Raw genomic sequence first — 10320 nt, 5'->3', positions numbered from 1 at the left:
TGCAGCCCGAGATGACGATATCGACCAGGGCGAACCTCCGCCGCCGGCGCCGGCGCGTTGCAGTTGGCCACACCAGGTGCAGGCCTAGAAGATGGGCGGGGGCCAGGTGCTCGCCGGATCCACCGCCACGGCAGCTGACTCCCAGCGGCAGCACCGCGGCCGCTCGCGGTCGAGCAGGACATCGACCAGGTGCGCGCCGGCGCCGCGCCGCTACAGCAGCTGGCTGGCCTGGTGGATCCTGCCGGCCGGCGCTAATCGCGCGCAGCCCGGGATGACATCGACCAGGGCCAACCTCTCCGCCGTTAGCACCGGTGCGTTGCAGTTGGCCAGCTGGTGAAAGGTCGATCCTGTAATACCTCGGCAAGCACGTAAGGTGACTCTGCATAGGTCTTTAATACATCAACTTGATGTACTCAATACATCAACACTACATTACATCAAGTTAACGTATATTTTTGAGATGCCTGAATAGCCTATGTTCGGACCTGGTAGCGGTCGGTATGGTGGCGGGCCAATAGCCGATCTGGCAAGGTACAGGGAGCGCAGAAAACCCGTGGATTAGGATGCGTTTTTTAGCTAAGTCCTTGATTGGTGAGAGGAAACCTCCCACAACCACCCTGCAATATTCCATGAAGTCCCCCTGTTTTTCCACGAACTCTATTTTTTGCAACGTTCCCTCCCTTCTTCTTCTTCTTCTTCTAAGTTATTGAAAAGAAAGAAGAAAAGAGGGCTAAGAAGAGAGAAGGGACTTCCATGCACCCATCCACGGGTTTTAAGCTGGATTCCATGACTTTCGTCATCTGCCTAATTTTTCATCCATGAACTTTGTTGGTGGAAAAGTGGTTTTTCGTGGAATCCATGGAAATCGATTCCTATAAAAATCAATGACTTATCTGTAGTTTTCGCCTAATCCACGAATCCACGAAGTTTTGCCTGTGTGCTGCCTTCAAGGGACCTTCACCCGCTCTTCCTTCTCAGTCGTCAACCAGATGCTGAAATTGCCCCCGTACGTGCATCAATCCGCATCAAAATCAGGCGCTCAAGACCCGGAGAGAGGCCAGTAATAGTGGGCTTGGATAGGGGAATAGTAGGCGCATCAGAACAGGGCCCTCGACATGGACCGGAGGCGGGGAGGGGCTGTCCGAGGCCAGGGGGTAGGTAGAGAATACGAGCTGCTAAGGCCGGAATTAGTCGCCAAGGGTGGCAAGGGGGTAGAGAGGACCACCATGGTCTCGGGTGGGGCCAACCAGGCCATGGGCATGCATGCATCAGGTCGTGGCACCTGATGCGCTCTGTGCTGTCCTACGTCGAGGTGGGCATCGCGGTCATTATGGTATTGAACTTAGATCTCAAGCTGCCGATCGGTGACCAGATTCAAGCCCAATCGACAAGACGGCGGGATGTTCTTGCCGTCTTCTTAGATTTTCCCGATCATCCTAGCCACTCTCCCCACATCTTCCAGCCACGTCCTACGTAGTACGCCGCCCGAGCGACATTAGCCACCACGGCCGACCCGATGCGCGCCCAGCGCGCTGCTTTGTTTAAATTTAGCATTTCAATTTCCAAGTAAGGTGCAGCCCATTGGGCCCGAACCGCAGTTGGATTTCCTCTAGTGGGGTTTCCGCCGGCGTCCCGCTAGTAAAGCGTCACGACTAAGGTAGTTGTCCTGCATGGGCGTGGTTGCAACAACTTTTTTTCATTAGCCTACTTGCCAAATATTAACCTTAGAGGTTAATATAGGGCCTATGGAAAAACGTACCGCTCACTGCAAACTGCATACCGTCAAGACCCTGATCGAAGCCGGCCGCGTGACTGCTACCGCTACCGCCACCGCTGGCGCGCGCGAGGCCGGTATCAACACCCTGCAGGGCATGTGCGATGTGGTTCTTTCCCTCACCACGAAACACTTCTACAAGAGCATGACAACCCATGCGAATCACCGGATATGGCAGGACGTGTACCACAGCGAATCAGCGGAAGGTGTCGCCCTTTACGTGAAGTTGACAGTGATTGATGACCTGCTAATCGTTTCTTTCAAGGAGCTATGAAATGAAGAATTGCCCCGAGTGCGGGGCATCGTCCCCGGTGCATGACACCCGCGACATGCCCTATATCTACAAAGGTCAGGAAACCGTAATTCCTCAGGTGTCGGGACACCACTGCAGTAATTGCAGAGAGGTCACGCTGGATAAGGATCAGGTCGACCGCTACAGCAACCTGGTCGGCGCTTTCCAACGCCAGGTGAACAGCCAAACGGTCGATCCGGTCTACATCATGAACGTGCGCCGGAAGCTGAAATTGGATCAGCGCGAGGCCGGTTCTATATTTGGCGGCGGCGATAACGCCTTCTCGCGCTATGAAACTGGAAAGACCCGCCCTCCGGTGTCAACCCTCAAGCTACTGCAGTTGCTGGACCGCCACCCTGAACTGTTGGACGAAGTTCGCTAATCATTTAGAGTTATCAGGGTAAAATTTCCTTAGCGAAACAAAAATTGAACTGAGGATGAAGATGACAGTAATGCGAAGTGTTGGACTGGTGTTAATTTGCTCATTAATCTGTGGAGCCACCGCCTACGGTTTAGGTAAAAAACAAGGCTTTTTAGAAGGCAGTGTCAGGACAGCTAGTGACTACGATTTCTGGGCTCAATCATTTATGTATCGGGATCCGAACGTGCGACTGGATGCAGTGCTGTTAGTCCCGGACGGTGCACGGATTAGCCGTCCTATATGTGATCCTGACGAAGAAGCCTTCATGCGGTTAGCACGTCGTCCAGATGCAACGTTACTCAATGATGCAGAAGCAAAATACGAGTCTGGGTTTTGGGTAGCCCATCTTCCACAAGGAGGCAACTCGTCACCAGGTCTTGCTGCCGCTCTAGTAGGTTGCCGAAAAGTAAAGAATGCGGTGGAAGTTAAGCATCTCATCAAATCCTGGGAGTTCCCCTCGACCATGAGATTGAGGTAGCGTCTAATAAACCGGGTTTTTAGACACCCAGCAAAAAAGGGCCTTTGAGGCCCTTTTATTTGTCAGTACGTAACTTTCTGCGCAGCTCGACGTCCGCTGCCTGTAACCGCAGCGCTGGCCACCTGGTGGACAGTCGCCGGCGTGGCCCCGCGCCTGGTGCGTACTGGTCGATCTCTCCAGCTTGAGCTGCAGCGCGCGATCACCGCCGGCGCCTTTCACGACCTCTACCTGATCCCTATTGAGATCACCCATGATTCCGCTTAGCTCACACAGAACGATCGCCCACTAGTCGTTTTGAGGGGATTGCCGTTGCTGCCTCATGCGGGCCATTTCCATATCGCGCCTGGCACCAATCGCCAGACGCTTTCTCCACCAGGCTTCGTCAGACAGATAATCCATAGCCTTCATGCGCAGTTTATGCGCGTTGGGCGACTCAGCTGTAAGCGAGCATTGGGGAGGGTCGATGCGCTGATCTGCACAGTATGCAAGCGCTTCCGCAAGTTTCCCGGAGTCGAGCAGGGCGATGCATGCGGCTGCGTGTTTGGGGGCGTCATCAACATTCATTTTTCATTGAGTAAGGGCTAGGGTGCTGGTCAGTATATGGGAAGCCAACGTCATGAAGAACTCTCGCTGGCCACAGCGTGTAACGGCTTTTATGTCAACTCAAGCCCTACACCTCGCTGGACCCCGTCCGACACTTTGCTTAAAGTGTCGAACACTTTGCGTTTTTAGAAACTACAAAACTATGGAAAGCGTCACAATCGAGACGGCCAAGACCTTGGTGGCCACCAATGCCGTGACCAGGGCGGTAATCGAATGCTTCGATGGGCGGCGTTGGAAAATTGTTCTGCGCGGCCGTCATGAATTCGCTTTAAGGTCAGCCAGGCAGAATCCCAAGGCGTTTGCCAAGATCGAAACCGCCCTGGTCGAGATCCAGGGCCTGGGCCTGCGCCATGCAGAGGTCGACTTTACGAAGTGGCACCGTGAACAATCCACCATCCTTGAAAGGAACGCAGCATGACAGCGCACTACGACCAGGACAACGGCTCCGGTACCGAACTGACCGAAGAACACCGGTACGCGATCGAGGAAGGCATCAAGCAAATTGATTTTGAGCTTGGCCGCTGCAGCCCCGAGGATGCGCTCGAGCTGAACCGCCAGCGCGCGCATATGGTTGCCGAGCTTGGCCTCGGTCGGCGCCTGCCCGAGATTGACGTCGAGGACGAATAGCCATGGCGTACACCTACGAGATCAATCCACGTCCGACTGCTTTGGGCGGCGGCTGGCAGGTACGGCTGCTGGACGAGGGCGAGGAAGTGGGGGGAGGCGTATTCCCTGTGGTGGCCAATGAAGTGGCAGGCATCGCCTGGTGGAACGGATTAAACGATGCAGAGCGGACACGGTGGCTGCAGCAGTCCGAAGGATTGGGCACCGCGGCCAATGCCTACCTCGCTTATCTCCGAGCTCAGGCCTATAACGATGCTGAGGCAACAGCAACCGAATGGTTGCAAAACAGAAACTAATGAAGCCTCAATAGCCCGGAAAATGTCCGAATACTGGCATGTGAGAAAGTAAAAAACAATATCAACATGAAATCAACATGATATCAAGTTGATGTATTTAATGCATCAACTTGATATCAGTTCTTGCTGCCTTAACCCGGAAAATGTCCGAATAGAGGTACTTGTGCTTACTCTGGATCGACTGCCAGCCGCTGCTGCGGGTTACTGCTGAACTTGAACTCCAAGCCGATGACCTTGCGGCCAGCGCGCACCGTGTCCCACTTAATGAGCATGTTGTTCTTCTGGATCAGTTCGTCTACTGCTGGCTCGATTACTCTGGTGCGGATCGACTTGAAATCCTTCCTGTAGCTCTCGGGCACATCCATGGCGGTGCAAAAATCTTCGATAGTCGGCTGATACTTGCCGGTGTCCTGCCACGACTGGAAGACTTCGAAAAGCCGCCAGGAATAGGAAGAGCGAAGGGCAGACGCCTGCTTGAGCTTATAGCTGGTGAACTCGCGGCGCAGGCCGAACAGGTGCGGAACCACTTCATGCCACCAGTCCAGCTCAACCCAGCCTTCCCCCTTGTGATACCGAGCACTGCCGATCCACCGGAATTTGTATTCCTCAACACCCTTGCGCGTTTTGCGCGTGGTACGGATATAACGATTGAACAGGTTCTCCGACGCATCCTGAAGCTGTTCGTAGGCCGTATTCATGTCGACATTGAAGGTATCGGCATAGTCAGCAGCGGAAAGTCGAACCGACCAGGCGCCGCGCTCGCGTACATGGGTCATATTCGGCATTTGGTCTGTCTTGGCAATACACGCGGCCACGATGCGCTTCTCTGCCAAGGAAAGGCCATGAGCACTGCGCGTCAGGGCATTGCTCATGTTCACCTGCAGCTCCACCATCGGTTGTTCGGCGTCGAGTTTATGAACGTGCTGTAGCTTCACCTTGCTCCCTTTTTCGGACATAGCCCGGGTTATCCGGACTTTCAAATAACAGTGTCCGAGTATGAGCTTTTCGGACACTGTTTGTCAACTGTCCGAATGTGGATAAGACCCGGAAAATGTCCGGCTCGCCCGGAAAATGTCCGAGCCAGCCCGGAAAATGTCCGAATCTTTGTAAACAATGAAACAGGGAAACAAAAAACAAGAAACCGCATGCGCGGAAATTCGACTTCAACCTCTCTCGGAAACTCAGCAAAGCGGCCTATGGCCGGGCACCCCGCTGCGCGAGGTTCCCCGGTCAAGCCGGCTCCCCTCCTGATTATCGACAGCCCGCAAGCGGGCTAGAACGCGCCCAGGCGCGTAAGCAAAACCACAGAATACAACCGCCGCTGAATCACGCCATGCTTTCGGCGGGCTACGGAGTTGGCCGCAAGCGGCCAAGCCCTACCGGGCCGGCTCCTACCGCCTCACCGCCGGCAAACCGGCGGCCCGCTACATGGCGTGATGATGTGCAGGTGGTATGCAGCGGGTGAATGGTCTTCCAGGAAGAAGAGAGCGAGCGATAGCGGCCAATGTGGCTCACCAAAACGCAAAACGTCCGAAAGAACTCAGAAGGCCTCCAGAACCGCATGAGCGGGCTCAAGCGCGATTTTCTTGAGTCGCGCGACGGATTCCCACTTTCATTGCCTCAAATGGCGTACGGGGCCGATTAGCCCGTTTGCCAGCAGCATGCCAGCCGCGCCGGCGCTGCACCTGGTCGACGTCATGCTCGAGGCGGTGAGCGATCGCCAGGCCTGCACTTGGTGGACCAGCTGCAGCAGCGGCCGGCGCCGGCGCGCCGCGGCGACCAGGTGCGCACGCGGCGGGATCCACAACCCGGGCTGCAGCGCGCGATCGGCGCCGCTGGCCAGCAGCGTGCCGGCCGCGCCGGCTGCACCTGGTCGACGTCGTGCTCGAGGCGGCGAGCGATCGCTAGGCCTGCACCTGGTGGGCCAGCTGCAGCAGCGGCCGGCGCCGGTGCGTCGCAGCGACCAGGTGCGCACGCGGCGGGATCCACAGCCGGGCAGCAGCACGCGATCGGCGGCCTGCCGCGAACTGCTTAAAGCTCATTTGCATCATCTTAATATCTAGTTGATATCAACTCGATATCTACATACAATCATCACGATATCGTTTTAACTTACCTGGGAGATTACATGGCGATTTATGTAGTGGCGAACAAAAAGGGCGGAATCGGTAAATCGACTACAGCTGTGCAGCTGGTAACTGGCCTCTCGCTCAAGGGCCGCCGAGTTTGGGCGGTTGATGGAGATGGGGATCAGACGTCCATGCTGCTGGCCCTCACCGTACGTGCCAATAGTGGGCTGTCAGGAATTGCTGCCTGTGAACTATCGGAAGGGCAAACCCTGCGACAACAGGTAAAGCTGCAGGCCGATATGTTCGATGACGTTGTGATCGATGTAGGGGCAAAGGATTCCGGCTCACTGCGTGCTGCATTGTCGGTGGCCGACGTCCTGGTGATCCCATTCGCTCCGCGGACTTTCGACGTATGGGCCTTCGAAAACATGGCTGCCCTGGTGCGCGAGGTGCAGGCCATGCGCGACTTCAAAGTTCTGGCGTTCTTGAATAAGGCTGACCCGGCCAATCAGGACGCGGACAACAAACAGGCAATCGAGGATATTGGCCGATACGGCTACCAGATCTCGCCTGTGTCGATCGGCGATCGCAAGTCCTTAGCCCATGCGAGCGCGGCTGGGCAGCATGTCAGCGAATTCAAAGGCGCCGATCCGGTGCTGCGGCGCGAAATTGCGGCGCTCCTAGAATTCATCACTACAGCCTAATCAAATTACATCATCTTGATATTTAGTTGATATCAAGATGGGGTCAACTTAATATTAAAGAGATGTCAAAATGAGTCGAAATAGCCGTATCATCGCCAAGCCATCCATGCCTGCCCAACCGGGAAACGAGGCTGCCATTGAACGATTCATCAGCGGTGCACCGGATGCGCATGCATCGTCGCCAAGCGGCGCACCAGTGGCGCCGGCACCAGTCGCCCAGGACTCAGCGAAGGCCCAGAGCCGCAGCCGCAAGACGGCTATCAGTTTGACGTTGCCTGACCAAGTCATTGAAGCAATGGATCGCAAGCGGGCCGATCTGGGCGGACTCAGCCGGCCCGCCTTCATCGCCTTGGCCGTATCGAAGTTTGAGGGGTGATTGTTCTAGGGTAGGGCGGGGAGGGAAGGGCGGCAGTTACAGTGCCGCCAGCCGCGCAAGCCCTCTGAAGGTCAGAGGCTTGCGGGATCGAGTTAGCAGTCGGTCACAGTCGGGACGTTTGACGAGAACTTCTGTTGTTTGCTTTTATCGACAGCATTCAACGTGCTAGCGTTTTCATGAAGTGCCTGGTTGTAAGCCAGTTCTGCCTTCATGAGCTTTTCACGCGCTGCGGTAAATTCAGCTGCAGCTTCTACAACGGCATGTTGGAGGGAGGAGGTATTCTTCATTCGATTTCTCTTAAGGATTAGGTGGGGGAGTCGCTGAGGTCTTTCTTTTGGCCTGCAAGGGCCGGCCATGCACTGGCAAATCAACAGCCGTGTTCGGTTTTGCACTTGGCGACAGAGTGCGCACAATTTCAAGATTGGCCACATAGGTATGGCCGCAATATACGTCCGTACACTGATAAGTAATCTCACGAAGGGTAAGGCTGAGTAGCTTGCTGCTTCGCGCGATTGCCCTGCTCTCGCAATGAGGGCAGGCGATGATGATTCTCATACTCATGATTTTCCGAGCAATTCCAGGATGAAAGGCCACCTGTTTGGGTCGCCTTGAAAAGTGCAGAACAGAAGCGTTTATATCCCCGAAACAACTCTTTTGGATGCCTGCTGAAATGTGCTCGCAGCGGGCACATTTACCTTTCGTTTTCTTGTTGCGGGTTTCACTGCAAAGTGCGTATGGCACTGCATGGCGCGATATGACGTGTTAAAGGGGCTGGAGAAATCCGGTGTTGATACATCGCGTCATGCAGGCCTTTAGCAAAATCTGAAAACAGCAAATGAAAAGCGTGCCATTACCATTACATTCCGGCTTTCTTCGGCAACCACAGGTCTTGCAACTTGTGGGTTTTTCTGCTCGTACTTTGTGGCGCCGTTGCAAAGCCGAAACGTTCCCTCAGCCAATCAAATTATCTGCAAGGATTACTGCCTGGCGAGCTGAGGAAGTGGCGAACTGGATTGCCGAGCAGGGTAGGGTCGGGCAATGACGATCAGCATTGTTAACGCTCAGGCTTTCAGCTACACTGGGCGTGCCGCTGACAAAAAGGCGGTCGGGTTTGGAACCCCGAAAATCGAGAGGTGGACATCCGCCAGCAGGCGGTATTTTTGTCCAATTGCCTTCGTGCGCCTTCTTCAATGGGCGGGCCTTGGCGGGGACGGTTTCGGCCGTACCGGTCTCTTTTCGTACCGGGTTCCAACCTCGTCAAGTGCCCGCCCTCCCGTTTGGAACCGGGAAGCGATTAACGCAACGAAGGAGATCTGTATGAAAAATGTTACCGCCCCACCTGTAGATAAATTCCCCTCCATTCCACCAGTCTCAAGTACTGAAAAAGCGCAGACTGATGTCTACGTGAAAAAAATTGAATCGGCCGAGGCCGCAGTACAGCGCGCAAGGGATATGGCATGCATGTTTGCATATCTGACGCTGGATCTTCACGATGATTCGCAGCACATCACGCTCGATTTACAAGCATTGCGTGGCGTGATGGGTAGGCTTTGGGGTGACCTGGATGAGGCCTTGGCTTCATTCCATCAAGCTCATGAACTGTTTTCGGTAATTGCTAAGAAATCTAACCCTTAACCATTATTGGAACTAGCATGACGAATCTGAAACAGAAGTTAGAAGTGGCTAAAGCGACATATGAGGCTGCAAATACAGCTTTGCAAAAGTCGCGTAAAACCTATGAACAGGGTCCGAAAAAGGACTATGCACAGCATCTGCAAAATGTCGCTGCATTACAGGGTGAGATAAATAGTCATCAAGCCAAGCGAGATACCGCGAAGCAGGCTTTGGCCGATGAGCTTCGATTGTCGAATGGTGTAAAAAATCAAAAGGTAAGCGAAGCTCTGTCCGCAATACGCGACAGTGAATGTGCGCTCGAAGAATGCGGTGTTCTATTGCAACAGCTTGAGGCTAATACGGAAGCCGAACGTATTAACGCTTCCATAGACGCGAGCCTTTATCGAGTTGAATACAGACAGGCTGAATATGCGTGGGCTGTAATGAATGCGTACACGGTTCTTGCTGACTGCGGAGAACGCATTGCAGCTGCAATGGCGGTTGATGCAGGTAGCGATGACCCGATGTCGTTGGAATACACTCCACGAAGAATTATTTCGGACGAACTTAAAGCGATAGTTCATGCATATCAAGGAGAGACGAGGCCGTATCTTTCCGAGATTGGTCTGCTTGACCTTGGCCCCGTTAAAAATCAAGATCTCATGTCGCCTATCCAAATTCGGCAGGCTAAAGAAAAGCTTGATACTAAAAGCGGGAATGTAAAGCTGTAACGCTATCCGATCCTTTCCGCAACTAATAACGAAGCGACTGACGATATTGTCTATCGCTTCGTTTTCATTTCTGCCCTCGCTGCTATAAGCGATCGCCAAGCCTGTACCTAGTAGGCTAACTGCTTCAGGACCGGTTTGGGGCCAGCGGCAGCATCGCGGCCGAGCAGGGCGTCGACCAGGTGCGCGCCGGCGTCGCGCCGCTGCAGCAGCTGGCTGGCCTGGTGGGTCCTGCCGGCCGTGCCGATCGCGCGCTGCAGCCCGAGATGACGATATCGACCAGGGCGAACCTCCGCCGCCGGCGCCGGCGCGTTGCAGTTGGCCACACCAGGTGCAGGCCT

General features: G+C 54.7%; 16 protein-coding genes. 11 read left to right on the top strand and 5 right to left on the bottom strand.

The features are described 5' to 3' along the window. The first annotated feature begins 1745 nt into the window (after positions 1-1745). The 6 genes from AC3XQU_RS22505 (at position 1746) to AC3XQU_RS22480 (ending at position 4488) form a co-directional block, all read left to right on the top strand. Positions 1746-2048, top strand: a complete 303-nt coding sequence (locus AC3XQU_RS22505) for a type II toxin-antitoxin system MqsR family toxin (protein WP_489876395.1) — start codon at positions 1746-1748, stop codon at positions 2046-2048. Position 2049: 1 nt separating this feature from the next. Then, positions 2050-2448, top strand: a complete 399-nt coding sequence (locus AC3XQU_RS22500) for a type II TA system antitoxin MqsA family protein (protein WP_489876394.1) — start codon at positions 2050-2052, stop codon at positions 2446-2448. Positions 2449-2503: 55 nt separating this feature from the next. Beyond that, entirely contained in the window at positions 2504-2965 is a 462-nt protein-coding gene (locus AC3XQU_RS22495) for a hypothetical protein (protein ID WP_489876393.1), read from the top strand. Positions 2966-3710: 745 nt separating this feature from the next. Continuing rightward, a complete protein-coding gene (locus AC3XQU_RS22490) occupies positions 3711-3986 on the top strand; it encodes a hypothetical protein (protein WP_489876392.1) in 276 nt (91 codons plus the stop codon). Beyond that, positions 3983-4195: a hypothetical protein gene (locus tag AC3XQU_RS22485; RefSeq protein ID WP_489876391.1), complete on the top strand. Its 213-nt coding sequence runs from the start codon at positions 3983-3985 to the stop codon at positions 4193-4195. Before AC3XQU_RS22490 ends, AC3XQU_RS22485 begins: the two co-directional genes overlap by 4 nt. 2 nt (positions 4196-4197) lie before the next feature. Beyond that, entirely contained in the window at positions 4198-4488 is a 291-nt protein-coding gene (locus tag AC3XQU_RS22480) for a hypothetical protein (RefSeq protein ID WP_489876390.1), read from the top strand. 167 nt (positions 4489-4655) lie between these two features. Here AC3XQU_RS22480 and AC3XQU_RS22475 read toward each other — a convergent pair whose 3' ends face one another. Together AC3XQU_RS22475 and AC3XQU_RS22470 are read right to left on the bottom strand one after the other, a co-directional pair. Then, a complete protein-coding gene (locus AC3XQU_RS22475) occupies positions 4656-5444 on the bottom strand; it encodes a replication initiation protein (protein ID WP_489876389.1) in 789 nt (262 codons plus the stop codon). A gap of 948 nt (positions 5445-6392) precedes the next feature. After that, the gene (locus AC3XQU_RS22470; RefSeq protein ID WP_489876388.1) at positions 6393-6530 is read right to left on the bottom strand and encodes a hypothetical protein; all 138 of its coding nucleotides are present in this window, start codon (positions 6528-6530) and stop codon (positions 6393-6395) included. An 86-nt stretch (positions 6531-6616) separates the two neighbouring features. Here AC3XQU_RS22470 and AC3XQU_RS22465 point away from each other — a divergent pair, with 86 nt between their 5' ends. Together AC3XQU_RS22465 and AC3XQU_RS22460 are read left to right on the top strand one after the other, a co-directional pair. Continuing rightward, positions 6617-7261, top strand: a complete 645-nt coding sequence (locus tag AC3XQU_RS22465; protein WP_489876387.1) for a division plane positioning ATPase MipZ — start codon at positions 6617-6619, stop codon at positions 7259-7261. A gap of 70 nt (positions 7262-7331) precedes the next feature. Beyond that, positions 7332-7637 carry a ribbon-helix-helix domain-containing protein gene (locus tag AC3XQU_RS22460; protein WP_489876386.1) on the top strand — a complete coding sequence of 102 codons (306 nt, stop codon included), beginning with the start codon at positions 7332-7334 and terminating at the stop codon, positions 7635-7637. 92 nt (positions 7638-7729) lie between these two features. On the opposite strand, the gene AC3XQU_RS22455 is transcribed toward AC3XQU_RS22460, so the two are convergent. Further along, entirely contained in the window at positions 7730-7924 is a 195-nt protein-coding gene (locus AC3XQU_RS22455; RefSeq protein WP_489876385.1) for a hypothetical protein, read from the bottom strand. Between the two features lie 10 nt (positions 7925-7934). Further along, complete coding sequence (locus AC3XQU_RS22450; RefSeq protein WP_489876384.1) at positions 7935-8192, bottom strand: Ogr/Delta-like zinc finger protein; 258 nt, start codon at positions 8190-8192, stop codon at positions 7935-7937. A gap of 280 nt (positions 8193-8472) precedes the next feature. Here AC3XQU_RS22450 and AC3XQU_RS22445 point away from each other — a divergent pair, with 280 nt between their 5' ends. From AC3XQU_RS22445 to AC3XQU_RS22435, 3 genes are read left to right on the top strand one after another with little or no spacing between them, the layout of a single operon-like run. Next, the gene (locus tag AC3XQU_RS22445) at positions 8473-8679 is read left to right on the top strand and encodes a helix-turn-helix transcriptional regulator (RefSeq protein ID WP_489876383.1); all 207 of its coding nucleotides are present in this window, start codon (positions 8473-8475) and stop codon (positions 8677-8679) included. Further along, the gene (locus AC3XQU_RS22440) at positions 8676-9272 is read left to right on the top strand and encodes a hypothetical protein (RefSeq protein WP_489876382.1); all 597 of its coding nucleotides are present in this window, start codon (positions 8676-8678) and stop codon (positions 9270-9272) included. The genes AC3XQU_RS22445 and AC3XQU_RS22440 overlap by 4 nt, the downstream gene beginning before the upstream one ends. A gap of 17 nt (positions 9273-9289) precedes the next feature. Beyond that, complete coding sequence (locus AC3XQU_RS22435; protein WP_489876381.1) at positions 9290-9982, top strand: hypothetical protein; 693 nt, start codon at positions 9290-9292, stop codon at positions 9980-9982. Positions 9983-10089: 107 nt separating this feature from the next. Here the strand turns inward: AC3XQU_RS22435 and AC3XQU_RS22430 are convergent. Then, on the bottom strand, positions 10090-10320 hold a 231-nt coding region (locus tag AC3XQU_RS22430), incomplete at its 5' end, for a hypothetical protein (RefSeq protein WP_489876380.1).

It is taken from the genome of Telluria sp. AZSoR62, assembly GCF_058111565.1.
The sequence above is the reverse complement of the archived record's forward strand: the minus strand, read 5'-3'. Positions and strand labels throughout refer to the sequence as shown.